At 71.9% G+C, this 25,093-nt stretch carries 26 protein-coding genes; 1 reads left to right on the top strand and 25 read right to left on the bottom strand.

Annotated elements, in window-relative coordinates:
- Window positions 1-9: 9 nt before the first annotated feature.
- The 4 genes from QM595_RS02940 to QM595_RS02925 form a co-directional block, all read right to left on the bottom strand.
- Complete coding sequence (locus QM595_RS02940; protein ID WP_415170030.1) at window positions 10-795, bottom strand: hypothetical protein; 786 nt, start codon at window positions 793-795, stop codon at window positions 10-12.
- Entirely contained in the window at window positions 792-3,254 is a 2,463-nt protein-coding gene (locus tag QM595_RS02935; protein WP_415170029.1) for a hypothetical protein, read from the bottom strand. The genes QM595_RS02940 and QM595_RS02935 overlap by 4 nt, the downstream gene beginning before the upstream one ends.
- A gap of 215 nt (window positions 3,255-3,469) precedes the next feature.
- Window positions 3,470-4,501, bottom strand: a complete 1,032-nt coding sequence (locus tag QM595_RS02930) for an ABC transporter substrate-binding protein (RefSeq protein WP_415170028.1) — start codon at window positions 4,499-4,501, stop codon at window positions 3,470-3,472.
- Between the two features lie 133 nt (window positions 4,502-4,634).
- A complete protein-coding gene (locus tag QM595_RS02925) occupies window positions 4,635-5,309 on the bottom strand; it encodes a FadR/GntR family transcriptional regulator (RefSeq protein WP_415170027.1) in 675 nt (224 codons plus the stop codon).
- A 110-nt stretch (window positions 5,310-5,419) separates the two neighbouring features.
- On the opposite strand from QM595_RS02925, the gene QM595_RS02920 reads away from it, so the two are divergent.
- Window positions 5,420-5,593, top strand: a complete 174-nt coding sequence (locus QM595_RS02920) for a hypothetical protein (protein ID WP_415170026.1) — start codon at window positions 5,420-5,422, stop codon at window positions 5,591-5,593.
- Between the two features lie 3 nt (window positions 5,594-5,596).
- Here QM595_RS02920 and QM595_RS02915 read toward each other — a convergent pair whose 3' ends face one another.
- The 21 genes from QM595_RS02915 to QM595_RS02815 form a co-directional block, all read right to left on the bottom strand.
- Window positions 5,597-5,992, bottom strand: coding sequence for a hypothetical protein (locus tag QM595_RS02915; protein ID WP_415170025.1), 396 nt, complete (start codon window positions 5,990-5,992; stop codon window positions 5,597-5,599).
- Window positions 5,989-6,276, bottom strand: coding sequence for a hypothetical protein (locus QM595_RS02910; RefSeq protein ID WP_415170024.1), 288 nt, complete (start codon window positions 6,274-6,276; stop codon window positions 5,989-5,991). Before QM595_RS02910 ends, QM595_RS02915 begins: the two co-directional genes overlap by 4 nt.
- Window positions 6,277-6,278: 2 nt before the next feature.
- Complete coding sequence (locus QM595_RS02905) at window positions 6,279-6,515, bottom strand: hypothetical protein (protein WP_415170023.1); 237 nt, start codon at window positions 6,513-6,515, stop codon at window positions 6,279-6,281.
- A 2-nt stretch (window positions 6,516-6,517) separates the two neighbouring features.
- Complete coding sequence (locus QM595_RS02900; protein WP_415170022.1) at window positions 6,518-6,745, bottom strand: hypothetical protein; 228 nt, start codon at window positions 6,743-6,745, stop codon at window positions 6,518-6,520.
- A gap of 7 nt (window positions 6,746-6,752) precedes the next feature.
- Entirely contained in the window at window positions 6,753-7,004 is a 252-nt protein-coding gene (locus QM595_RS02895) for a hypothetical protein (protein ID WP_415170021.1), read from the bottom strand.
- 5 nt (window positions 7,005-7,009) lie between these two features.
- The gene (locus QM595_RS02890) at window positions 7,010-7,594 is read right to left on the bottom strand and encodes an SRPBCC family protein (RefSeq protein ID WP_415170020.1); all 585 of its coding nucleotides are present in this window, start codon (window positions 7,592-7,594) and stop codon (window positions 7,010-7,012) included.
- A complete protein-coding gene (locus tag QM595_RS02885; protein ID WP_415170019.1) occupies window positions 7,595-8,557 on the bottom strand; it encodes an XdhC family protein in 963 nt (320 codons plus the stop codon). It lies immediately after the preceding gene.
- 13 nt (window positions 8,558-8,570) lie between these two features.
- Window positions 8,571-10,976 (bottom strand): aerobic carbon-monoxide dehydrogenase large subunit, encoded by a 2,406-nt coding sequence (locus QM595_RS02880; RefSeq protein ID WP_415170018.1) that lies wholly within the window; start codon window positions 10,974-10,976, stop codon window positions 8,571-8,573.
- Window positions 10,977-10,980: 4 nt separating this feature from the next.
- Window positions 10,981-11,523 carry a (2Fe-2S)-binding protein gene (locus QM595_RS02875; RefSeq protein ID WP_415170017.1) on the bottom strand — a complete coding sequence of 181 codons (543 nt, stop codon included), beginning with the start codon at window positions 11,521-11,523 and terminating at the stop codon, window positions 10,981-10,983.
- Between the two features lie 61 nt (window positions 11,524-11,584).
- Window positions 11,585-12,463: an FAD binding domain-containing protein gene (locus QM595_RS02870; protein ID WP_415170016.1), complete on the bottom strand. Its 879-nt coding sequence runs from the start codon at window positions 12,461-12,463 to the stop codon at window positions 11,585-11,587.
- Window positions 12,463-12,753: a hypothetical protein gene (locus tag QM595_RS02865; protein ID WP_415170015.1), complete on the bottom strand. Its 291-nt coding sequence runs from the start codon at window positions 12,751-12,753 to the stop codon at window positions 12,463-12,465. The genes QM595_RS02870 and QM595_RS02865 overlap by 1 nt, the downstream gene beginning before the upstream one ends.
- Before the next feature lie 134 nt (window positions 12,754-12,887).
- On the bottom strand, window positions 12,888-13,844 hold the full coding sequence (locus QM595_RS02860) for a LysR family transcriptional regulator (protein ID WP_415170014.1): 957 nt from the start codon (window positions 13,842-13,844) through the stop codon (window positions 12,888-12,890).
- Entirely contained in the window at window positions 13,841-16,198 is a 2,358-nt protein-coding gene (locus QM595_RS02855) for an aerobic carbon-monoxide dehydrogenase large subunit (RefSeq protein ID WP_415170013.1), read from the bottom strand. The genes QM595_RS02860 and QM595_RS02855 overlap by 4 nt, the downstream gene beginning before the upstream one ends.
- Window positions 16,195-16,665: a (2Fe-2S)-binding protein gene (locus QM595_RS02850; protein ID WP_415170012.1), complete on the bottom strand. Its 471-nt coding sequence runs from the start codon at window positions 16,663-16,665 to the stop codon at window positions 16,195-16,197. Before QM595_RS02850 ends, QM595_RS02855 begins: the two co-directional genes overlap by 4 nt.
- On the bottom strand, window positions 16,666-17,532 hold the full coding sequence (locus QM595_RS02845) for an FAD binding domain-containing protein (RefSeq protein ID WP_415170011.1): 867 nt from the start codon (window positions 17,530-17,532) through the stop codon (window positions 16,666-16,668). It lies immediately after the preceding gene.
- Window positions 17,533-17,638: 106 nt separating this feature from the next.
- Window positions 17,639-18,421: a TSUP family transporter gene (locus QM595_RS02840; protein WP_415170010.1), complete on the bottom strand. Its 783-nt coding sequence runs from the start codon at window positions 18,419-18,421 to the stop codon at window positions 17,639-17,641.
- 37 nt (window positions 18,422-18,458) lie between these two features.
- Window positions 18,459-19,457 carry a DUF6801 domain-containing protein gene (locus QM595_RS02835; protein ID WP_415170009.1) on the bottom strand — a complete coding sequence of 333 codons (999 nt, stop codon included), beginning with the start codon at window positions 19,455-19,457 and terminating at the stop codon, window positions 18,459-18,461.
- A gap of 32 nt (window positions 19,458-19,489) precedes the next feature.
- Window positions 19,490-22,102, bottom strand: coding sequence for an FtsX-like permease family protein (locus tag QM595_RS02830; protein ID WP_415170008.1), 2,613 nt, complete (start codon window positions 22,100-22,102; stop codon window positions 19,490-19,492).
- Window positions 22,099-22,806, bottom strand: coding sequence for an ABC transporter ATP-binding protein (locus QM595_RS02825; protein WP_415170007.1), 708 nt, complete (start codon window positions 22,804-22,806; stop codon window positions 22,099-22,101). Before QM595_RS02825 ends, QM595_RS02830 begins: the two co-directional genes overlap by 4 nt.
- Complete coding sequence (locus tag QM595_RS02820; protein ID WP_415170006.1) at window positions 22,803-24,785, bottom strand: DUF6801 domain-containing protein; 1,983 nt, start codon at window positions 24,783-24,785, stop codon at window positions 22,803-22,805. The genes QM595_RS02825 and QM595_RS02820 overlap by 4 nt, the downstream gene beginning before the upstream one ends.
- 90 nt (window positions 24,786-24,875) lie before the next feature.
- Window positions 24,876-25,093: hypothetical protein (locus QM595_RS02815; protein WP_415170005.1), on the bottom strand; the 218-nt coding region annotated here is incomplete at its 5' end.

Below are 25,093 nucleotides of genomic sequence, written 5' to 3'. Positions count from 1 at the left end.
GACGGCCGGCTAGGCACGACGACGGAAGCGGAAGGCCAGGAAGGCCGAGAGTGCGAGGAGTACGACGAGGCCGACGGTGCCGACGATCGGGAACCGGGACGCCGGCTCGGCGGAGACCGGCCCCGCGTCGGTCGAGTCGGTCGCCGTCTGCGGGGAGACGGTCGCGGACGGGGTCGGCTCCGGGCTCTCGGCAGGTGCTTGCGGCGGGGTCCCGGCCGGGGTCGCGGTGGGTCGCACCGTCAGCACCTCGCCGGCGGCGAGCGCCTGGGCGCCGGAGTCGCCGGAGCCAGTGGCGCCACCCGAGCCCGTCGAGCCCGTCGACCCGGTCGTTTCGGAGCCGCCGGTGTCGCCCGTCGTACCCGAGGAACGGACCACCGTGAAGTCGGCGCCCTTGCGGGTGGTGTAGCCCTTGACACCCAGGTAGTTGCCCTGCGCGTCGGTCATCTCCTCGCTGGCCAGGAAGCGCAGCCAGTGGGCGCCGGCAGCCAGGTCGCCGGGCAGCGTGAACGAGCCGGACGCCGAGCCGCTGCCGGAGAGTCGCTGCTGATGGACGACGCAGGCGCCGTGGACGCCCTTCTGGCTGCAGAAGTTGCCGTCGTCGATCTTGATGTAGACGACCTCGCCGGCGGGGAAGCCGCTGATGGTGAAGTGGATCGTCTGGCCTGCGGACAGCGAGCGCGGGCTCACCGAAGCGTTGGCGCCGGGGGTGTTGGCACCGGCGCCGCCGTCCGGGATGGCCGAGGCGGGCGCGGCGGTCAGCAGCAGCGCGGCGAGGGCGAGCAGGACCTTTCTCACGAGCGCCTCCTGCGCAGTAGCAGGCCGGTGCCGGCCAGCACCACCGCGCCGAGACCGAGCAGCCAGCCGTCGGCGGCACCGACCAGCGGGGCGGAGGCGGCGGTCAGCCGCACCGGCTCGGGCTCGGGGGTCGGCTCGGGGGTGGGCGTGATGGCCGGGATGTCCGACTCCTCGGCCGCCGGGGCCACCGGCTCGTCGACGGCGACGGTGGCGCCGGCGTACCCGAGGAGTCGTCCGGCGGTGTCCTGGACCGCGAGCCGGAAGTCGCCGGTGCCGAGCAGCCGCAGGTCGACGCGGGCGCGGCCGGCGTCGTCGAGCGTCACCCAGCCGGCCGGCAGCACCCCGATGGGGCCGTAGACGGTCACGAAGACCTTCGCGCCCGCGTTGCCGGGCACGGTGAGCGTGGCGACGGTGCCCTTGAGCTTGGCGCTGACCTCGCCGGCCGGGAGAGCGCCCAGGGCGTCGTACGACGCGGCAGGCGGCTGCGGCGCCACCAGCGAGACGACCGGGGTCACCACGGCCGGCACGACCAGGACAGTCTCGGCGGTCGTCGTGGTCACCGAGGTGGCGGTGGTGGGGACGGCACGGAGGGTGACCGGCGCCCAGCCGAGCAGCTCGCCGAGGTGACCCTGCGCGCCGCTCTGGGCGACCAGCTTCACCTCGCCGGTGGGGGCCTTCTTGCGGACGGGCACGGTGACCCGGCCGTGGCCGTCGGCGCGGAACCAGCGGTCGTCCCAGGGGTAGCTCGGCGAGCCGTCCTCGTCGTAGGTGGACAGGAAGATCCAGTCGCCCTTCGCGGCGCCGGGCACGGTGACCCGGACCTTCGCTCCCCCGGCCACGAGCTTGGCGGTGACGCCGTGGCGGTCCTTCTTGCGCAGGTCGTGCTTGGCGAGCGGGTCGGGTGTGCCGTTGGGGCGGTAGGCGCCGATGACGAAGTCGGCCGACAGCGTGCGGACCTTGTCGTCGGTGCGCAGCGACCCGGAGAGGAAGCGCAGCGTGTGGGCGCCCTCGGTCAGTGCCGGGGTGGAGGTGTTGGTGGTGCCGTCGGGCAGCTGGATGGAGGCGGTGAAGGTGCCGTTGTGGTGGTCGGCCTGGACGATCGCCCAGATGGTGCGGTTGGTGTGCACCGAGTCGTCGAGGTGGCTGATCGCGCCGTCGTCGATCTTGACGCCGATCTTCGAGCCGCCGCCGGTCGGGTGGCACCAGCCGGCGCCGCTGACCACGACGGTGCCGCCGAGCGACACGGTCGGAGTGTCGACGGTGACGGTGGTCGTGGTGCTGGTGGGGACGCAGGTGATGTCGGCACCGTCCTCGGGCTCGTCCCAGGCGACGCCGTCGACGGCGATGGTGGGGCTGACCAGGGAGCGCTGCACGTCGCCGGCGCCGAACTTGCCGGAGGTCAGCCGCACCGCGAGATAGCTGCCGCTCGACAGCCCGGGCGGGAGGTCGAGCTCGACGTCGAAGCTGCCGTCTGGGCCGACCTCGAACTCGTGGACCGCCGCTGGGCTGGCCTTCAGCATCGCCCAGATCGTGGCGTCGCCCTCCAGGACGCCACTGTCGCGGCTGAACTGCGTGGTAGCGCTGGCGTCGAGCTTGACGGCGATGGTGGACGGCGTGCCTGCCGTGGTGAGCCAGCCGGTGCCGGCGATCCGCAGCGTCCCCTCGGTGGTGGAGACGCTGCGCTGGACCCAGGCCTTGGTGGTCCCGCTGGTGAGCTCGGTGCCCCACACCTGGGGGTCGTTCTCGTCGGTGCCGGCGGGCAGCACGGTGAAGTCGGCCGACTCCACCGTGCGGGTCTCGTCGCCGGTCTTGAGGCTGCCGCTGAGCAGCCGAAGGCTGTGGCTGCCCGCGGTCAGCGCCGGGGCGGAGCCGCCGGGCGCGTCGCCGGTGCCGTCGGGCATGGTGATGTCGGCGGTGAAGGTGCCGTCGGCGTCGGCCGAGACGATCGCCCAGATGGTCTTGTTGGCGTGGACGGCGGTGTCGAGGTGGCTGATCGCGCCGTCGTCGATCTTGACGCCGATCACCGAGCCGCCGCCGGCCGGGTGGCACCAGCCGGCGCCGGTGATCCGCAGGGTTCCGCCGAGCGCCACGCTCGACGCGGCCAGGGCGACACTCGCCGTCGGGCAGTCCGTGACGGCCGTCGCGGCAGCTCCGTCGGGCCTGCCGGTGCCCTTCTGCTCATCGGCGCTCTGGCTGGTCTTCGTGGCGTCGCCGGTCGACTCCTTGGCGGACGTCGTACTCGGCTCCTGGCTCGGCACCGCCGTCGACGGCTCGGGCTCGACGGCGGCCGACGGCGTGGGTGTGGCCGACGGCTCGGGCTCGACGGAGTCGCTCGGGGCAGTCGAGGGCGTGGGCTCGCTCGGGGCGGTGGTGGTCGTCGAGGAGTCGCCCGCCGGCGTACCGGCGTCCTCGGCGAACGCCGGCGGCACCATCAGCAGCATCGCCACCACGGCCGCCACCAGCAGCCGAGTCGGCAGAAGTGCAGCTCTCAGGAGCCGCGAGTCGGCACAAGTGCTGCTCTCAGGAGCCGCGAGTCGGCAGAAGTGCTGACGTCCAACCTGCATTTCTGCCGACTCGGCGGCGTAGGGACCTGCACTTCTGCCGACTCGGCGGCGTAGGGACCTGCACTTCTGCCGACTCGGCGGCGTAGGGACCTGCACTTCTGCCGACTCGGTCATGACAGCGCCTCCAGGATCGAGTCGATGAGTCCGCTCATCAGCAACGGACCGCCGGTGGAGGTCCACAGCGAGCCGTCGACGGGGATGATGTGGCCCTCCTGGTAGGCGGTGAGGCTGGTGAAGCCGGCCACCTTCTCCGCCGCGGCGAGGGCCTTCTCGGCACCCTGCTCGTCGCTGCTGCCGCCGGCGGCCGGATTGTCGTTGGAGGAGCCGCCGAGGGTGCCGAAGAAGATGTAGTCGGCGTCGATCTGGGCGAGGTTCTCCAGCGACACCGGCTCGGAGTGGCCGCGACCACGGCGGTCCTGCGCCGGCGGCCGGGCCAGCCCGACGTCGGCGAGCGCCATCCCGGCCGGCAGCTCCTTGAGGATCAGCGAGGCCGAGCCGCCCTGCCAGCGCACGATCGAGAAGGTCTTCGCGCCGTACGTCGCCGCAAGCTGCTCCTTGGCCGCCGCCGCCTTGGCCTCGTAGTCGGCGACGACCTGCTTGGCCTGGTCGGCCAGGTTGAGCGCATCGGCGACGAAGCCGAAGTTGACCTTCCAGTCGCCGCCGGCGTAGCCGGTGTAGACCGTCGGGGCGATCTCCCGCAGGATCGCCATCGCGTCGGGGTTGTTGTTGAGGCTGGTGCCGTCGACCAGGATCAGGTCGGGCTCGGCGGCGGCGATGGCCTCGTAGCTGGGCTGGGCGACGCCGCCCAGGATCGGGATGTCACCAGCCTGGCCGATCAGATAATGCGGCACCGTCGACTGTCCCCGACCGGTGATGGTGCCGACCGGGGTCACGCCCAGCGCGAGCACGCCGTCCAGGGTCGGCTCGCTCAGCGCGACCACTCGTTGGGGCGAGGCAGGCACCTCGACGTCGGTGCCCTCGACGTCGGTGACGGTGCGGGTGCCGGACTGGCTCGCCGCGCCGGACGACCCGCCAGACCCGCCGGCCTCACCGGAGTCGGAGGATCCGTCACAGCCGGCGATGACGAGCAGCAGCAGGGTGGCCAACAGTGCACCAGCGGAGCGGCGCAGCAGAGCAGACATGAGGAAGCACCAACATCGATCGACAACTGACGACGTCAGAGATCCCGCAGCGAGACCGCACCCCGGGTGCCGGGCGGTTGGCGATACCCACCAACGGAACCTCTAAGGTGAGGTTACCCTCATCACCGTCTGATCAATCAGTCGCCACCAGGTCGTGGTCGGCATGGGCCGCCGCCGCGGCCGCCGCTCCGGCCGGGTCGCCCGCCGCGATGGCGGCCAGCAGGGTGGCATGGTCGGCCTGCCGGCCGGCGGCGTCCTGGCCGCTGACGATGGTGCCGCGCGAGCGGCCGGCGCGGATGGCGGCGCCGAGCCCGGCGTACAGCTCGGCGAGCAGCTTGTTGCCGGACAGCTCGATGAGCAGGGCATGGAACTGCCCCGGCGCCCGGCCGCGCTCGGTGTCGCCGCCACCCTCGACGTCGGCCCGGTGGGCCAGCCGCAGCCGCTCGACGCCGTCCTCGTCGGCGTTCCGGGCGGCGAGCTCGGCGGCCTGCACCTCGAGCGCCTTGCGGACCGCGAGGATGTCCGACCAGGAGTGCGCCTCGACGAAGTCGGAGAGCACGCCGCGCACCGGGTTGAGCGAGCGCACGAAGGTGCCGCGACCGGGGGCGGGCTCCACCATACCGAGATGGGCGAGGCTGCGCACCGCCTCCCGGATGGTGCTGCGGCCGACGCCGAACTCGGCGGCCAGCTCGGCCTCGGTCGGGATCCGACCGTTGACCGGCCAGCGCCCCGAGGTGATGTCGGCCTGCAGCCGCCTCACGGTCTCGCGCGCACGGTCGCTGCCCATGCTGCGAGCACCCGTCGTCATGGCGCCGGAGTATCGCATCGTGAGCCCCCAGTCGACAGTTTGTCCTACCTAAGTTAGCGTCGACTTACCTGATTCGGTCACAAGCGAGAGAAGATTCGGGAGTTGTCGTCTTGAACATCACCCAGCATCGCGGTCGCCGCCAGGGCAACGGCTTCCTACCGGCAGACGACGGCAGCTGGCAGACCGTCTACGTCAAGATCGACGCCCTCGACAACACCCACATGTACAAGGGCTCGGCCGTCAACCCCGGCAACGACGCCGGGCCACAGCGGCAGCAGGGCTAGTGGTCAGCCGTGGCGCGCCATCCCCGCTGGCTGCTGACCGGTCGGGTCGTAGCCGACGCCGTCGTGCAGCCGGGAGCGCCGGGTGCCGGCAGCGGGCCTGTTGGGCACCCGTTCGGCGTGGGCCTCGGCGGGGTCGAAGGTGGCGCCGGTGACGATGCCCTCGGCCATGCCGTAGAGCAGCGGCAGCGCGCCGGCGACCACGCCGCCGACCTGGTTGATGTGGACCACGCCGGGGATGATCGGCTGGGCGTCGGCGACGATCTCCTCGACGATGTCGCGGGACTCCTCCAGCAGCCCGGCGACCCGGGTCAGCTGGCTGCCGACGATGTAGAGGTAGATCGCCAGTCCGGCGATGAGCAGGACGATGTCGACCACCGACAGGATCACCAGAAGCGTCATGACCGCACCTTCTCCAGGACTCGGCCGAGGAAGAGGTGGTGCTCAAGGCCCTCGGCCAGGACCGCGTCGACACCGGCAGCGGTCTCCCCGATCAGTGCGGTGTCGGTGGTATTCGCCTTCGCCGCGGCCAGGGTGGCCTTCACGTTCGTGACGCGCCTCTCGATGGTGTTGACCAGCATCACCAGGACGGTGAGCAGCGCCGCCACGGCGAGCACGACCACGAAGCCGGCGACGATCGCGATCCACCACAGGGTCTCCTGGGTGTCGGTCAGCAGCACAGTCATGGTCAGCCTCCCAGCCGGTGACGGCCGCGCTCGAGGCCGGCGACGATGACGCCGGCCGCTTCGATGGTGGTGTTGAGCTCGGCGAGTGCGGCGGTGTGCCGCACCGAGTCCTGCAGCGAGTCGTCGATCGCCAGCGCCTGGCCGCCGATCCGGCGGGCCAGCAGCAGGATGGGTACGACGAGGGCGACGACCGCCAGGACCACCACGATCCCGGCGACGTACCCGATGGTCCATCCCATGACTAGATCCCTTCGCAGAAGTCGCGGACCGGCGCCAGGCTGGCGTTGACCGACGGCAGCACGGTCGGGACGGTGGCGGTGCGGTCGGCGACCACGCCGACTCCGCCGATCACCCCGTCGAGAGTGCGGGAGACCGCCATCAGGTGGCCGATGACGCGGATCAGGCCCAGCGCTGCGGCGGCGATGATCAGCACGGCGAGCACGACCGTGACCCAGGCGACGACAGGCATCAGCAGCTCACCCCAGCAGCTTCGCGACGGAGCCGGCATAGCGCACCGCGCCCGCCGAGACGTCCTTGATGGTCTGGTCGGTGACGGCAAGCCCCTCGGGCGCGCCGTCGAGGGCGGCGGCGAGCCGGCCACCACCGTCGAGGATCTCGTCGGACGCCTTCCGGATCCGCTCGAGGGCGGCCAGCACCCGGTTGACCAGTGCGACCAGCACCGGCACCACCACGACCAGCAGCAGGATGTTTCCGATCCACCACAGCATCTCAATCACACCTTCGCGGCGTCGTAGGGCAGGAAGAACCGGCGCAGCACCCGCGAGATCGCGAGCTTGGCTGCCTGCAGCGCGATGGCGATCCCGCTGGCCGGGGCCGCGCCGCCCAGCGAGTCGAGCGACTCCCCGCGCTCGATGGCGTCGATGCGTCGCTGCATATTGGTCGCGAACTGGCCCATCAGGACCTTCGTGACGTCCTGGACCATGCCACGGCCGTATTGTGCGGCGGCGCCGGAGAGCTGCAGGTCCATGTCGAGGTTGACCTTGGTGCCGGCCGGGGCGGGGGCGAGCCGAGCGGTGAGCTGCATCGCCGCGTTGCCACGGCCGCCCTCGGCGGCTCCGGCGCCGTCGATGACCATGGTCTTGTTGGCCTCGTCGCGGGAGAGGATGCTGGCCTTGCCGTCGAACTGCAGCTTGACCGGCCCCATCCGGATGCCGACCAAGCCGGCGTACTGATCGTTGCCGAGATCCTCGGTGAGCTCCGCGCCGGGCAGGCAGGACGCGACCTGGGGCACGTCGCCGAAGAAGGCCCAGACCTTCTCGATCGGCTGCTCGACGTCGATGGTGTTGGAGATGAGCACTCAGACCCCCTGGTCGGCGAGGTAGGCGGCCGGGTCGGTCGCGAAGCGGTCGTGGCAGGGCAGGCAGCAGAACCAGTACGTCGCCCCGTCGACCTGGTGCGGCCAGTGCCCGTCGTCGGCGGGCACGGTCATGTGGCAGACCGGGTCGATCGCCTCAGGAGCAGCCTCGGCGGACAGCATCGGCAGCAGCGGTCGGGCCGTCGTGGCGAACGCGCCGGCGGCCCGCAGCTGGACGAGCTCGGCGAGCACGGCGACGCCGATCTCCTGATGGGAGGTGTGGCCCAGGTCGAGCCCGACCGGGGTGTGGACCCGGCCGAGCAGCTGCTTCGGGACGCCCCGGTCGGCCAGATAGCCGAGCACGTTGTGGCCTCGCTTGCGCGAGGCCACCAGGCCGACGAACGCCGGCGTGGCGCGGACCGCCCACTCGACCGCCTCCTCGTCGCCGTGGCCCTGGGTGGCTACCACGACCACGGAGCGCGGACCGATGACGACATCGGCGAGGTCGGTCCTGCCGACCTGGCGGGTGCGCCAGCCGAGGGTGTCGGCCAGCGCCACCAGGGTGGTGGCGGCCGGGGAGTCGCCGATCACGACCAGGTCGACGACCGGGACGACCGGCTCGAGGAAGATCTGCAGCGCGCCCTCGCTCTGACAGGACATGGCGACGAACCGGGCGCCGTCGGGAAGCGGGAGGTCCCCCTCGGTGGCGGTGCCCAGGAAGAGCAGCTGTGGCTCGGCGCTGGCGATGACCTCCTTGGCCTCCCGGAGCACCACCGGCTCGGCGCAGGCGCCGCCGATCCAGCCCTCCATCCGGCCGTCGGCGGTGACGATGGCCCGGGAGCCGACGTGTCCCGAGGAGGGCGCCTGCCGCCACACCACGGTGGCGAGCGCGAACGGCTCGCCGGCCTCGCTGAGCTCGCGGGCGCGGCCCAGCACGTCCCAGCCGTCCGGGTCCCACTGAGTCATGACGAGGCCTCGCTCATCTGTCGGTCCTCACCGGCGGCGCGCCGGAGACGTCGCTCCGGGTGGTGATCGCCTCGTAGACCCGGTCCGGCAGCATCGGCATGTCGATATTGCGGACGCCGTACGGCTTGAGCGCGTCGACCACCGCGTTGACGAAGGCGGCCGGCCCCGCGACGGTGGCGCACTCGCCGACGCCCTTGGCGCCGATCGGGTGGTGCGGGCACGGGGTGACCACCTCGTGGAGCTCCCAGCCCGGGGTCTCCCAGGCGGTGGGGAGCAGGAAGTCCATGAAGTTCGAGCCGATGCAGTTGCCGTCGACGTCGAAGGTGATGAACTGCATGTTGGCCATGGCGTAGGCCTCGGTGAGGCCGCCCATGATCTGGCCCTCGATCACCAGCGGGTTGATCCGCACCCCGCAGTCGTCGACCGCGACGAAGCGCAGCACGTCCCACACCCCGGTCGCCGGATCGATCTCGACGGTGCAGAAGTAGGCGGCGAAGGGCCAGGTCAGGTTGGGCGGGTCGTAGTAGGAGGTGGCCTCCAGGCCCGGCTCCATGCCGTCGGGCATATTGGCGTAGGCGGCCATCGCGCACTCCTGGATGGTCACCCCGCGCTCGGGCGCGCTGCGGACGTGGAAGCGGCCGAGCTCCCACTCGACGTCCTCCTCGGAGACCTCCAGCAGGTGGGCGGCGATCTTGCGGGCCTTGGCCCGCACCTTGCGGGCGGCCATCGCCACCGCCGCGCCGGCGACCGGCGTGCTGCGGGAGGCGTAGGTGCCCATGCCGAAGGGCGCGGTGTCGGTGTCACCCTCCTCGACCACGATGTCCTCGGCCGGGATGCCGAGCTCGTGGGCGACGATCTGCGGCCAGGTCGTCTCGTGGCCCTGGCCCTGCGTCTTGGCGCCGGTGCGCAGGATCGCCTTGCCGGTCATGTGGACCCGCAGCTCGGCGGAGTCGAACATCTTGATGCCCAGGATGTCGTACTCCCGGCTGTTGCCGGCGCCCAGCGGCTCGGTCATCGTCGAGATGCCCAGCCCGAGCAGCCGGCCGCGCTTGCGGGCCTCCTCCTGGTCGCGGCGGAACTGGTCGTAGCCGATCGCCTCCATGCCGACCCGCAGGCACTTCTCGTACTGCCCGGAGTCGGTCAGGAAGCCGTACGGCGTCCGGTGCGGGAAGTCGTCGTCCTTGACCAGGTTGATGCGGCGGAACTCCGCCTGGTCGATGCCGACGTCGTCGGCGGCGGCGTGGATCATCCGCTCCTGGAAGAACATCGCCTCGGTCACCCGGAACGAGCACCGGTAGGCGACGCCGCCCGGCGCCTTGTTGGTGTAGTAGCCGATCGAGTCGAGGTAGGCGTAGGGGATGTCGTAGGCGGCGAAGGCCGAGTGCATCAGCCCGATCTTGAACTTGCTCGGCTGGGCGTCGGCGTAGAAGGCGCCGTGGTCGGAGACGGTGTTCATCTTGACCGCGAGGATCTTGCCGTCGTTGCGCATCGCCACCTCGCCGTGGAGGTAGACGTCGCGGCCGAAGCCGGTCGAGATCAGGTTGCCGGTGCGGTCCTCGATCCACTTCACCGGCCTCTCGGTGAGGATCGAGGCCAGGATGGAGACGACATAGCCCGGGTAGACCGGCACCTTGTTGCCGAAGCCGCCGCCGAGGTCGGGGGAGATGATCCGGATCATGTGCTCGGGCAGCTCGGCGATCAGCGCCACGGCGGCGCGCACGATGTGCGGCGCCTGGCTCGTCATGTAGACGGTGAGCTTGCCGGTGGCGCGGTCGAAGTCGGCGACCGAGCCGCAGCACTCCAGCGGCGAGGGGTGGGTGCGCGGGTAGTGCAGGTCGATCTTGGAGACCACGTCGGCCTGTGCGAACGCCTTCTCGGTGTTCTCCTTGTCGCCGACCTGCCAGGTGAAGCAGACGTTGTCGGCCTGGCTCTCCTTGTCGTCGCGGATCAGCGGCGCGTCGGCGGCCTGGGCCTGGGTCGGGTTGACGATGGGCGGCAGCTGCTCGTAGTCGACGACGATGGCCTCGCAGCCGTCCTTGGCGATGTAGGGGTCGTCGGCGATGACGGCGGCGACCTCCTGGCCCTGGAAGCGGACCTTGTCGGTGGCCAGCACCGCCTGGGTGTCATAGGACAGCGTCGGCATCCAGGCGAGGTTGCGGGTCGCCATCATCTCGCCGGTGATGACCAGCCGTACGCCGGGGATGGCATAGGCCTTGGACACGTCGATGCTCTTGATGCGGCCGTGCGCGATCGGGCTGCGCAGGATCTCCATGTGGAGCATCCCGGGCAGCACCACGTCGTCGATGTAGTTGCCCCGGCCGCGGATGAAGCGGTTGTCCTCGACCCGGCGGCGGCTGCTGCCGAGGCCGCCGATCTTGATCTCGTCGAGCGGTGCCGGGCGGTCTTGTGTCGTCGTCATCGCCTCACTCCTCCTCCGACGCCGGAGCCGCGCCGCGCTTCTTGGCGGCGGCCCACAGCACGGCCTTGACGATGTTCTGGTAGCCGGTGCAGCGGCACAGGTTGCCGGAGAGCGCGAACCTGACCTCGTCCTCGGTGGGGTCGTCGTTCTCCTCCAGCAGGGCGGTGGCGGCCATCATCATGCCGGGCGTGCAGAAGCCGCACTGGAGGCCGTGCTCCTGCTTGAAGCCCTCCTGCACCGGGCTGAGCTGCTGGCTGCTGGCCAGGCCCTCGACGGTGCGCACCTCGTGGCCGTCGGCCTGCACCGCGAGCATGGTGCAGCTCTTGACCGGGTGTCCGTCGAAGAGCACCGTGCAGGCGCCGCAGTTGGTGGTGTCGCAGCCGGTATGGGTGCCGGTCAGCTTGAAGCCCTGCCGCAGCAGGTGGGCCAGCAGCAGCCGGGGCTCGATCTCGGCGGCGCGACGCTGGCCGTTGACGGTGATGGTCACCCGGCGGGTGGGCACCTCGCCGACCGAGTCGACCGGGATCTCCTCGAAGAGACTGCTCATGAGCTGGCCTCTCGCTGCGCTCGTGGCCGGCATGCTGCCGATGATTCGCTCGCAAGCTCGCTCATGCCGCGCTGCGCTCCTCGGTCTCGGCGATCCGGGTCAGGATCCGGGTCACGAAGGTGTGGATGACGTGCTTCTTGTACGCCGCGCTGCCGCGGTGGTCCGAGCCCGGCTCGGCGACCTCAGCGGCGAGCTCGGCAGCCCGGGCGACGGAGGCGCCGTCCAGGGTGCCGCCCACCAGGACGCTCGCCGCGTCGACGGCGTTGATGGTGCGGCTGCCGACGCCGGTCAGCGCGATGCCGGCGCGGATCACGGTGGCGCCGTCGAGCTCCAGGCCGATGGCGGTGCCGGCGGTGGCGAAGTCGCCGACCCGGCGCTCCAGCTTGAGGAAGCCGCCCTCGACCTTGCCCTTGGCCGCCGGGATGACCGCCTCGACCGCCAGCTCGTCGTACCGGAGGGTGTTCTGGAAGGGGCCGGTGACGAAGTCGGCGATCGGGATCTGCCGGCTGCCGCCCAGGCCCTGGGCGATGACATAGCCGCCCAGCGCGGTCACCACCGCCGACCAGTCCCCCTGCGGGTCGGCATGGCACAGCGAGCCGACCAGGGTGCCGCGGGAGCGCACGATCGGGTCGGCGATCAGCGGCACCGCCGCGGCTGCGACCGGCTGCACCGCGGCCAGCTCGGCCCAGCGCTCGAGCTGGCCGTGCCGGGCCAGCGCCCCGAACCGGAGGGTGCCGTCGGGCTCGGCGCGGTAGTAGGAGAGCTCGGGGATGTTGTTGATGTCGACGAGCAGCTCGGGCGCGGCGAACCGGAGCTTGAGCAGTGGCACCAGGCTCTGGCCGCCGGCCAGCACCTTGGCCTCGCCGGCGCCCTCGTGGAGGAACGCGATGGCCTCCTCGACGCTGCGCGGCGCCTCGTAGCGGAAGCGGGAGGGATACATCACTGGCCTTCCGTGCCGGCGGACTCGGTGCTGTGCCTGGGCTGGGACTGCGGGTCGGGCACCGCGATCGGGCCGGCCTCGACGTCGTCGGGATCGGGACGCGGCTGCTGGTGCGGCGGCCACGGCCCCTGCACCGGCTGGCCGGAGACCTTCAGGAAGTCGATGACCTGCGGGAAGGCCCGGATGGTCGGGGACTTGCCGCTGCCCTTCGGCGGGTTCGGCGGCGCGCTCTCGAAGAGCTCATACATCCGGGGGTTGCCGCGGCTGTGCCCGTCGGACTCGACTGCCACGTCCGTCTCCTCTCCGGCGAGCAGGGGAGGACAGGCTCGTCCATCCCCTGACGAGGCTGACTGTGCCCCGGGTCACAGCCGTTTTCAACGGAGGATCAATAGATGTCTTAGCCTCCGCCGCCCGCCGCCAGTCCTCACGACCACAGCGTCACGTGGACCGCCGGCTTGAACCGGCCATGGGCGATGGCACGGCCCCGGAGCATGGCCTGGGTGGCCCGTGGCGTGGTGACGAAGCGTGCCATCTCCTCGGCGGCCGGGGTGGCCCGCCCGCCGCCGAGGATGGAGACGTTCCAGGACCCCTGAGCCTGGGTGAGCCGGCCGGGCAGCTGCACCAATGCGCCCCGGGCGATGTCAGGCTGGGCGACGAAGGAGAGCGCCAGCGCGATGCCGCGTCCCCGCTTGGCCTCGTCCAGCGCGGCGGCGTGACTCTGGAAGATCTGCTGCTTGCTCTCGGGGACGCCGAGCCGGTGCAGCATCGCGGGTACGACGCCGGAGTCCTCGGCCGCGGCGGGGCCGAGCACCCACACCTGGTCGCGGAGCACGTTCGGCGCCGGGGTCGCCCGGTTGATCGGGTGGGTGGGCGCGGCCACCGCCCAGATCTGGTAGTTGAGGAAGAGTGTCGACCTGACGACGCCCTCGGTCGTGGCGGGCCGGGGGCCGATGGTGGCGTCGACGGTGCGGGTGACCAGCAGTTGCTCGAAGTCGGCGGCGCGGTGCACCGACAGCTCCACGTCGAGGTCCCGGGCCCGGTCGGCGAACCTCCCGATCAGCCCGGGCGCGGCGTGCTCGGCGAACAGGCTGGAGGCGGCCAGCCGCAGCAGCCGACGCCCGGCGCCGGCCTCGCGGACCTCCAGCACGGTGCGGTCCTGCAGGCCGAGCAGCTCCACGGCCCGGCTCGCCAGTCGCAGCCCGCCGGGGGTGAAGGCGAGCCCGGAGCCGGTGCGGCTGAAGAGCTGGTCACCGAGCTCCTTGCGGAGCTGGCCGACGTGGAGCGAGACCGCCGCCTCGGTGACGTCGAGGCTCTCCGCGGCGGCCTTGACCGAGCCCAGCCTGACGACGGTGGCGAAGGCACGGAGCTGGGTGGGAGTCACTCGTGTCCTTTCCGGGTGGCTTCCTGGATCGCCTCCCACACCCGCGAGGGCGTGAGCGGCATGTCGGCGTGCCGGACGCCGAGCGGCGCCAGCGCGTCCATCACCGCGTTGACGACAGCGGGTGGCGAGCCGACGGTAGCCGACTCCCCCACTCCCTTGGCGCCGATCGGGTGATGGGGCGAGGGCGTGTAGGTGGCGCCGGTCTCCCAGTCGGGCACCTCCAGCGCGGTGGGGATGAGGTAGTCCATCAGCGAGGCGTTGAGGCAGGTGCCGTGCTCGTCGAAGCCGATGAACTCCATCAGCGCCATCCCGACGCCGTCGGTGAGGCCGCCGTGGATCTGTCCCTCCACGATCATCTCGTTGATCCGGGTGCCGCAGTCGTCGACGGCGACGAAGCGGCGCACCTTGACCTGGGCGGTGCCGGGGTCGACGTCGACGACGCAGATGTAGGCGCCGAACGGATAGGTGAGGTTGTCGGGGCTGTAGGTGACCTCGGCCTCCAGCGACCCGTCCACCCCCTCGGGCAGGTCGCCGGGCCCGTAGGCGCGCCGGGCGATCTCGGCGATGGTGACGCTGGTGCCGGGCACGCCGCGGACGTGGAACTCCCCCTTCTGCCACTCCAGATCCTCCGGCGCGACCTCCAGCAGGTGCGCGGCGATCAGCCGGGCCTTCTCGCGCACCTTGCGGGTCGCCAGCACCGCCGCCGCGCCGGAGACGGGCGTGGAACGGCTGCCGTAGGTGCCGAGCCCGAACGGGGTGGTGTCGGTGTCGCCGTGCACGACCTCGATGTCGTCGGGGCTGATGCCGATCTCCTCGGCGACCAGCTGGGCGAAGGTGGTCTCGTGGCCCTGTCCCTGCGTCTGCACGGAGAGACGTACGACGGCCTTGCCGGTGGGATGGATCCGCACCTCACAGCCGTCGGCCATCGCCAGGCCGAGCATGTCCATGTCGCGGCGTGGGCCGGCGCCGACCGCCTCGGTGAAGAACGAGACGCCGATGCCCATGAGCTCCCCGCGCGAGCGCTTCTCGGCCTGCTCGGCCCGCAGGTCGTCGTACCCGGCGATCCGCATCGCCTCGCGGATGGCCCGCTCGTAGTCGCCGGAGTCGTAGACCCAGCCGGTGCGGGAGGTGTAGGGGAACTGGTCGGGCTGGATGAAGTTCCTCAGCCGCAGCTCGACCGGGTCCAGGTCGAGCTCGCGGGCAAGCAGGTCGACCATCCGCTCGACGAGGTAGACCGCCTCCGCGATCCGGAACGAGCAGGAGTAGGCGACGCCGCCGGGGGCCTTGTTGGTGTGGACCGCGGTCATCGAGCAGTAGGCGGCCTGCAGGTCGTAGGAGCCGGTGAAGACGCCGAAGAAGCCGCCCGGGAAGCGCAGCGGAGCGGCGGTGCCGTTGAAGGCGCCGTGGTCGGCGAGCACGTGGCTGCGGATCGCCTGGATCCGCCCCGATCGGGTGGCGGCGATCTCGCCGGTCATGACGTAGTCGCGGGCGAAGGCGCCGGCGGTCAGGCTCTCGGTGCGGTCCTCGGCCCACTTGACCGGTTGCGAGGTGATCATCGAGGCGGCGATGGCGCAGACGTAGCCCGGGTAGATCGGCACCTTGTTGCCGAAGCCGCCACCCACGTCGGGGCTGACCACGCGGATCTTGTGCTCGGGAATGCCGGAGAACATGGCGTAGACGACCCGGTGGGCGTGCGGCGCCTGGCTGGTGCACCACAGCGTCAGCTTCTCCTCGACCCGGTCCCAGTCGGCGACGGCGGCGCAGGTCTCCAGCGGCGCCGGATGGACCCGGGGGAACAGGATCTCCTGGCTGATCGTCACCTCGGCGGCGCGGAAGGCCGCCTCGGTGGCGATCGGATCGCCGGTCTCCCAGTCGAAGATGTGGTTGCTCTGCTTGCCGGCGATGTCGTCGCGGATGATCGGGGCGTCGGGGTCGAGGGCGTGCCGGGCGTCGACGACCGGCGGCAGCACGTCGTACTCGATGTCGATGAGCTCGAGCGCGTCACGAGCGCTGTAGCGGTCCTCGGCCACCACGAAGGCGATCTCCTGGCCCTGGAAGCGGACCTTGTCGGTGGCCAGCACCGCCTGCCGGTCGCCGGCCAGGGTGGGCATCCAGGCGATGCCACGGGCCTCGAGGTCGGCCCCGGTCACGACGGCCCTGACCTTCGGGTGCATCTGCGCGGCGGTGGTGTCGAGGTGGGCGATGCGGGCGTGGGCGACCGGGCTGCGCAGGATGGCGAGGTGGAGCATCCCGGGGAGTCGTACGTCGTCGGTGAACCGGCCCAGGCCGCGCACGAAGCGGCGGTCCTCCTTGCGGAGCATCCGGCCGTGGCCCATCGGGGCGGTGGCGGTCACAGCACTCCCCTCTCGGTGTCGGCCGCCCACCGGATCGACTTGACGATGCTGGCATAGCCGGTGCACCGGCAGATCTGCCCGGAGATCGCCTCGCGGATCTCGTGGTCGGTGGGATCGGGGCTGCGGTCGAGCAGCGCCCGGGCGCTCATCAGCATCCCGGGCGTGCAGAACCCGCACTGCAGGCCGTGACACTCCATGAACCCCTGCTGCACCGGGTCGAGGGTGCCGTCGACCTCCAGGCTCTCCACGGTGCGCACGTCGTGACCGCCGGCCATCGCGGTGAGCACGGTGCAGGACTTGACCGGCTCGTCGTCGTAGAGCACCACGCAGGCGCCGCAATTGGTGGTGTCGCAGCCCCAGTGGGTGCCGGTCAGGCCGAGCTCGTCGCGCAGGAAGTGCACCAGCAGCAGCCGCGCCTCGACCTCGCGGATGACGTACTCGCCGTTGACGAAGAGCGAGACCTCCATCTAGATCGCTCTCTCGGCGGCGACGCGGAGGGTACGACGGGTGAGCTCGGCGGCGAGATGGCGCTTGTAGTCGGCGCTGCCGCGGCCGTCGGTGACCGGGTGGCAGGACCGCGCGGCGATCTCCCCGGCAGCGGTGAAGGCGGCCTCGTCGGGCGGTCGGCCGGTGAGCGTTGCGGAGATCTCCGGGATGCCGGTGGTGTTGGGGCCGACCGCGGCCAGCCCGACGCGGGCGTCGGTGATCAGGCCGTCCCGGATCCAGATGGCGGCGCCGGCCGCGACCACTGCCCAGTCGCCGGCCCGCCGGTCGACCTTGGCGTAGGCGCTGCCGCCGCCCGGTCGCAGCGGGACACGGACCTCGGTGAGCAGCTCGGCGGGGCCGACGGCGGTCTGGTAGGGACCCCGGTGGAACTCCTCCATGCTGACCACCCGCTCCCCCGCCGCGCCCCGGATCACGCAGCTGGCACCGAGGGTGGTGCAGACGCTGGAGAGGTCCTCCGAGGGGTCGGCCTGGCACAGCGAGCCGCCCAGGGTGCCACGGTTGCGCACCGGCGGGTCGGCGATCACCGACTCGGCGTCGTGGAAGATCGGGAACAGCTCGCGCAGCAGCTCGGACTCCAGCAGCTCGCGGTGGCGGGTCATCGCGCCGATCCTGACCTCGCCGCGCCCTCGCCGGATGTAGCCGAGCTCGGCGTGCAGGTCGTTGATGTCGACGAGGTACTCCGGGTTGGCGAGCCGCAGCTTCATCATCGGCAGCAGGCTGTGCCCGCCGGCGATGACGCGAGCCTCCTCGCCCAGCCGCTCGAGGAGCCCGATCGCGTGCTGGACACTCGTCGCCCGCTCGTATTCGACCGGGGCCGGAACCTGCACACGACCTCCTCGACTGTGGCCCCCAGCACGGCACTCTAGGCCGCGGCGCGGCCTGACGTCATCCTTTCGCCGATCCTCTTAAGAGAGTGCTTAAAGAAGTGACCACTCAGCTCCACCAGCCGAGCAGCTCGCCGCCGATCCGGACGATGAAGCCGGCGACGACCACGATGAAGAACGCCCGCACGAAGCCGGCGCCGCGGGCGACCGCGGTACGGGCGCCGAGGTAGCCGCCGACCAGGTTGCAGACGCCCATCACCAGGCCGACCCGCCAGAGGATCGCGCCCTGCGGCAGGAAGACGGCGAGGGCGGCGAGATTGGTGGCCCAGTTGGCGAGCTTGGCCTTGGCCGAACCCTCCAGGAACGAGTAGCCCAGCAGCCCGACCAGGCCGATGACGAAGAAGGAGCCGGTGCCCGGCCCGAGCGCGCCGTCGTAGCAGCCCACCACGGCGCCGATGCCGATGGCGCCCGCGGTGTGGTGGCGGCCGGTGAAGCGCAGTTCGGTGATCTCGCCCAGTGAGGGCTTGAACAGCACATAGGCGCCCACCACGATCAGCGCGACCAGCACGATCGGCGAGAACGCGTCCCTGGGGATGTGGGAGCCGATCACCGCGCCGGCGGCCGAGCCGAGGAAGGCGAACAGCATCAGCGGCCCGAACGTCCTCGGGTCGGGCCTGATCCGGCGGTAGTAGGTCGCCGAGCTGACCGTCGTACCGCAGATGGAGCCGAGCTTGTTGGTCGCCAGGATCTCGACCGGCGCGGCGTGCGGCATCCCGAGCAGCAGCGCGGGGAGCTGGATCAGCCCACCGCCACCCACCACCGAGTCGACGAACCCGGCCGCCAGCGCCGCCACCCCGAGCAGCACCAGGACGGCGAGGCTGGGATCGGACATGGACCCTAGGGTTCCACGGAAGGGACCACGAGCCTGCTCAGGGCTCCCGGGACCGCCTGCCCAGCAGTCGCAGCCGGCGATTGGCGAGGAAGGCGTAGAGCAGCGCGAGGGCGAGGACGCCGACCCCGGCCGCGATCAGCGCCTGTTCGGGGACGAAGACGCCGTCGCGGTCCGGGTCGTCGGCGGCACTGGCCCGGAAGGCCTCGACGGTCGGGTCCAGGGTCGGCTCCGGGCTGGCCGCCGCGGTGACCGTCACCGTCGCCACCGGTGCGGAAGCACCGTCGGGGGCCGGTCCGGTCGACCCGGCGTCGGTCGGTACGGCGGTCGCTGAGGCCGACGAGGTGGCCGACGAGGTGGCCGAAGCGGTCGCCGCTGGAGTGGTGGCCGAGGTGGCAGCGACCGGGATCCGGGCGATCACCCGGTCGATGTCGGTCTTGTAGTAGCAGAACAGCCCGATCGACTGCGAGCCCCCCTCGCCGTACACCGTCGACATCGCGGTGAAGGCGACCTTGGCCGGCGAGCCGCCGTCCTTGGGGTTGGCGACGGTGCCATTGCGCGGCAGCTCGATGACCACGTCGCCGCTGGCGTCGTCGGGGATCGTGAAGGCGGGCACGCTGAGCGGGGCCGAGACCGTGAAGGGCTTGCCGATCGCGACCTTCGGGGTCTGGATCCGCGAGGTCCGCACCAGCGTCGTCTTGCCGCCGATGGTGACCGGCAGCGTCACGGTGTCGGAGTAGCCCTGCACGTGGGTCAGCTCGGCGGCGTCGGCGGCGGCCTTGACGTTCTCCGGGAGACGCAGGGTGATCCGGCCCTTGATCGACACCTTCTGCCCGGGGGTGAGGCTCTCGGGAAGCTCGACCCGCAGCAGGATGCCCACGGTGCTCTCACCGGGCACGCCGGCGATCTGGCAGGTGTACGACGCCTGCTTGACGACCTGCTCGGCGTGGGCCGGCGCCAGCGCGACGAGGGGCGCGGTGAGGGCGGCGGCGAAGGCTCCGGCCAGCAGGGACCGGGGGTGACGGCGGGTGCGGGGCATCGGTTCTCCCAATGGTGCGGACGACGGGCTCATCAGGCGGCCAGTCCACGGGCGGGGGTGAGGCGGGCGGCGCGGGCGGCGGGCAGGGCGGTGGCGCTTCGTCCGGCGGTGACCATGACGACGACGCCGAGCGCCAGGACCAGCACCGGCATCGCGACCACGGCGGTGAGGGCGAAGGCGTCGGCGGCGAGGTGGACGGCGAACAGGCCGAGCCCGACTCCCCCGGCGACCCCGAGCACCGCGCCGAGCAGGGTCAGCAGCGTCGCCTCGCCCACCAGCAGGCCGCCGAGCTGCTCGCGGTCCAGGCCGAGCGCCCGGAGCAGCGCGTTCTCCTGCCGTCGCTCGACCACCGAGAGGGCGAGCGCGTTGGCGACGCCGATCAGCGAGATGGCGACGGCCACGCCGAGCAGCGCGGTGACGACGGCCGCGACGAGGTCGACGGCGCCGTCGATGCGCAGGGCGACCGGCAGCGTCCCGGTGACGGCCTGGTCGGCGTCGAGCACCGCCTGGGCACGGACCAGGCCGAGCAGCGCGGCCCGGTCGGCGCCTGCATCGGTCCTGACCCAGGCGGCGCGGAGCACGCTGGTGGCGGCGAGCCGCTCGAAGAGCGCCGGGGTCACCATGGCCGGCACCGGGAGGTTGGCGACGTAGACGACCCGGACGTCCCTCACCTGACCGAGCGGGCCGGCGAGAGCGACCGGCCGGGAGTCGTCGAACGGCGGGTAGGCGCTGGCCTCGAGGTAGACGGTCCGGTCGTCCATGGTCCCCGTCAGGTCGTAGGGGACGTGGCTGACCGCGTCGAGCCAGCTCTGGGTCAGTGCGGCGACGGAGACCGCCCAGCTGGCGGTGCCGTCGTCGCGGCTCACGCCGAGCCCCTCGCCGGCCAGGTCGTCGAGCTCGTCGATGTCCTGGTTGGTGTCGGCGATGACGGCGGCGGTGCCGGTCATGGTGATCTCGTCGCTGACCCGGACCGGCTGCACCGCCTCGACTCCCGCGATGGCGGCCAGCCGGGTCGGGGTGTCGGCCGAGAGCGTGCCGGACCCGGCGGCGTCGCCGACGATGACGTCGATCGACGGCTTGTCGGAGACGCGCTGCAGCGCGGTGGCCCGCAGCGAGTCCAGCGCGACCCAGGAGGCGCTGCACAGCAGGCAGCCGACCAGGACGGTTAGGGCGATGGCGCCGCTGCGGCGCGGGTTGCGGGCCACATTGGCGGCCACCAGGATGCCGGTCGGCCAGCGCAGCAGCCGGCCCAGCAGTCCGGCGAGCGCAGCACCGGCGCGGACCAGCAGCGGCATCGCCGCGACCAGGCCGACGGCGAGCAGGGCGACCCCGAGCCCGGCGCGGGGAAGGGCGCCGGCACCGGTGAGCAGCAGCGCGATCCCGGCCGCGGCCGCCACGACGACGCCGACCAGCCGCGACCTCGGCACCCGCCGGGGTGCCGCGTGGCCGACGTCGACGCCGAGCGCGGCGACGGCCGGGACCCGGGCCCCGCGCCAGGCGGGCAGCAGGCCGGCGAGCACGGTCAGCACCGCGGCGGCCAGGACGGGCAGCAGGATCGCGCCGCTCGGCGAGACCGTGACCACCTCGGCGGAGATGCCCGAGAGCCGCCGGTGCAGCAGAGGTACGGCGCCGTAGCCGATCAGCACCGCGACCAGGACGCCGGCCGCGCCGGCCGCCAGCCCGACCAGGAGGGTCTCGACCACGACCGAGCCGAAGACCTGGGCGCGGGTGGCGCCCACGCAGCGCAGCAGCGCGAGCGCGCGGCTGCGGGCGCTCAGGGTGATGGTGTAGGTCGTGGCGAGGACCAGCGCGGTCACCAGGAAGGAGACCCCGACCAGCACGCGTACCGCCTGGGCGATGGCGTCCAGGCCGGATTCGAACAGGTCGGCGGTGCTGCCGGCGGCCTCGGCGACGGTCATCGGCCAGCCGCCCGGGGAGAGGGCGTTGACGGCGTCGACGACCTGCTCGGGACTGGTTCCGGCGGTGACGGCGACCCTGACCTCGCTGATCCCCTCGATCCCGGCCAGCCGACGGGCGCCTGCCTCGCCGACGATGCCGTAGGCGACGCCGTCGTGACGCACCGAGCCGCGGGTGTCGACCAGGCCGGTGACGGTCATCGTGCCCGGCTCGACGCCGCGCTTGCCCACCAGCAGCTCCTCGCCGATGCCGACGCCCAGCGCGGCGGCGGTCTGCGCCGAGAGCGCGATCTGGGTGTCGGTGGCAGGCCAGGAGCCGCTCTCCAGTCGCTGCCAGCGCAGCCCGGGGTCGAGCAGACTCTCCACGCTGATGCCGCGCACCTCCTCGGCACCCTCGCCGGTACGGACCACGGCACTGGCCCGCACCAGCCCGCTGGCCTGGCTCACCCCGGGAAGTGCCGCGATCCTGGCGACCTGGCCGGTCTCGAGCTGTGCGCCCGCGGTGTCGTCGAGGGTGCCGGCGCCCTCGTCGCGGACCCCCGCCTGGACGACCACGTCGGCGGCGCCGTACTCGGAGTAGAGCCCCCGGGAGACCGCCTCGCCGGCGGTGTCGCCGAGGATGCTGGTCAGGCTCAGCAGGCAGGCGCCGACACCGACCGCGACGCCGACTGCGACGGTGCGCGCCAGGCTGGCGCGCAGCGACTCCCAGGCGAGCTTGAGCGCGATCATGGGAGCGCCGCGACGTCGGCCGGGCTGGTGGCCCGGCCGTCGGCGATCCGGACGATCCGGTCGGCCCAGCGGGCGGCGTCCTGGTCGTGGGTGACCAGCACGACCGACTGGCCCTCGGTGTCGACGGCGCGCCGCAGGAAGCCGAGCAGTTCGGCGCTGCTCTGGGAGTCGAGCGCGCCGGTCGGCTCGTCGGCGAAGACGATGTCGGGCCGGGGCAACAGCGCCCGGGCGACGGCCACTCGCTGCTGTTGGCCGCCCGACAGCTCGCCGGGCCGGTGCTCGAGGCGGTCGCCGAGGCCGAGTACGGCGACCAGCTCGTCGAGTCGCGCGGTGTCGGCCCGGCGGCGGGCCAGCTCCAGGGGCAGCACGATGTTCTGCCGGGCGGTCAGCTGCGGCAGCAGGTTGAAGCCCTGGAAGACGAACCCGACCCGGGTACGACGCAGCCGGGTCAGCCGGCGGTCGGAGAGCCGGGTGATGTCGGTGCCGCCGATCAGGATGCGGCCCTGGTCGGCGCGGTCGAGTCCGGCGAGCACGTTGAGCAGCGTCGACTTGCCCGACCCGGACGGGCCCATGATGGCGACCATCTCGCCGCGCGCGACGGTCAGGTCGACGCCGTCGAGGGCGACGACCCGCTCGCCGAGGGCACTCAGGTAGGACTTGCGCACTTCGGCTGCCTCGACCGCGAGCGCAGCGTCAGAGCTCATCCGTCGGCCTGCTCCCGCAGTCGTCGTACCGCGGTGACGTGCTGGCCCACGATCACCCGGACGCCCACCGCGACCACGGCCGCGATCCCCCACAGCCACGGCGCGAGCGGGGGTTCGCCCCCCTCCTCCCCGGCCCCGGCCAACGGCGCGGCGACCACGGCCAGATCGGCAGCAGCCGGCACCACGACCGGCACCGTGCCGCTCGTCTCCACCGGCACGGTGGCGACCTCGGGCGCAGCGGCGGCCTCGGCGAAGGCGTCCCCGCCCAGATCTCCGGCCAGGTCCCCGGCCGGCAGCGAGCTCGAGATCGTCGTGGTCAAGGAGGAGGAGGTGCTGCCGCCCGCCAGCCGGCCATCGGCCACCGTGAACCGGACCTTGCCGGTGCGCTGGGTCAGCGGCTCGGTGACGACCAGGGTGTGCTTGCCGTCGGCCAGCTTCAGCTTCGCGAGGTCGACCTTGACCTTCGCGGTGCCCGCCGCGGTCGAGGTCACCGAGGCGATCTTCCCGCTCGAGCCCTTGACCGCGCTGGTCAGCATCACCTGCTTGGCGGCGTTGCTGACCCGGGCCGTGAAACGCGACGCGCCGGAGTTGAGCGACGCGGTGGAGACCTCCACCCACAGATCACCGCTCGGGGTGTCCTGGGTGAGGACCTCGACCTCCTCGTTGTCGATCACGACCTCCTCGTCGGTGACCACCTCGACATCGGGGTCGATGGTCATGCTGCCCAGGCTCAGGTCGGCCCCGGCCGGAGCGGTGCAGACCAAGATCGCGTACAACGGGGTCGCATAGGCAGGGCTGTAGAGCTGGGCGTTCATCGTGAAGGAGATCCGGCCCCCGATGTCGGTGCGCGGGTGCTCGATCTGCTCGGCCGTGGGCAGCGAGAGATCCACCGTCCCCGAGGTGACCTCGGAGGGCACCTCGACACGGACAGCGGTGGAGCTGGCCTCGGCGGTGAAGGCGCCACTGGCCGGCAGGGTCCCGGTCGCGGAGACCCGTGGGAAGCGGTAGGCCGTGGTCGTGGCGGCGACGGTGGCATTGAGTTCGAGATTGTCGCTATAGCCCCAGTACGTCTCGAACTCGCCGTACGCCGACGCGACGTCGATGAGCAGGGCCGGCAGCCCGATCGAGAACTGCACCGGCACCCGCACCTTCGAGCCCGGCGCGACCCGCTCCGGGACGGTCGCCGCGGCGGTGATGCTCACCGCGGTGGTGACCGAGGAACCGGAGAGATAGCAACTGTAGGAGACCGTCTTGGTCAGCGTCTTCGTCGCCACCTCGGTCGCCGAGGTGGTCTGCGGGGTCACCGTCGCGGTGCCGAAGGTGGCACTGGTCGCGGTGCAGCCCTGGAACTCCGCCTCCTCGGCGTCCCGGTCCGGAAGATCCATGGAGACCCAGTCGTAGTAGAGCTTGACCGGGGCACCGAGGGCGAGCTCGATCGAGGTCTCGGCGTTCTCGGGGACCACGAAGGCGGGCAGGGTCGTCTCGGTAGTCGCGATCAGTTCGTCGTCGAGGTCGTCGCGACGCTCGGTGAGGTCGATCCACTCGGACAGGAAGGTCTCGCCCTTGACGGCATCGGCGCTGACCCCGTCGACCAGGAGTTCGAGATAGGGGTCCGAGAGTCCGAGCCGCACGCTGTTCATGGTCCACGCCGTCCCCCGCGCCGCGGCGACGCTGAAGACGTTGCCGACGTTGATCGCATAGGTGACCGGACGCGCCGCGACGGTCTCGCCCGGCGTCAGGGAGGCGGGGAGCTCGGTCTGGACGTCGATGCTGGCCGTCCACGCCGCTGCGTTGATGAACGAGGTGCACGACAGCTCGACGGTGCCGCTCACCTCGACGGTGTCCGTGTCGGTGTCGGCAGCCCGGGCCGGCCCCGTCGGCAGCAGGAAGAGCATGGCAGCGGCGAGCAGCACCAGGACCGCCGGCACCAGCACGCGGCCAGAGCGGCGCGAGTCATGCGGGTGGATCGAATGTGGCATGGGACCTTCTCTGTTGCTCGAACGCCGTACGGCCCGGGCACCCGCCCCGTCGAGGCAGGGTGCCCGGACCGCCGGTGGCGTGCGGTGCTGCTACTTCTTCTTGACCTTGATCGTCACGACCTTCGAGGTGGCCGACTCGAAAGCGGTGTCACCCGCGTAGGCGACACTCGCCTTCCACTTGCCCTTGGCCAGCCGGGGCAGCTTCACCACGGCCTTGCCGGCCGTCAGCGTGGCGGTGACCGACTTGGCCTTCTTCCCCTTCGTCAAGGTCACCGTGACCTCACCGGAGACACTCGCCCCCGAGGCCG

The organism is Nocardioides sp. (genome assembly GCF_047607185.1).
Lineage (GTDB): Bacteria > Actinomycetota > Actinomycetes > Propionibacteriales > Nocardioidaceae > Nocardioides.
Note: the sequence above shows the minus strand (reverse complement) of the source record. Positions and strands in the feature narration are given on the sequence as shown.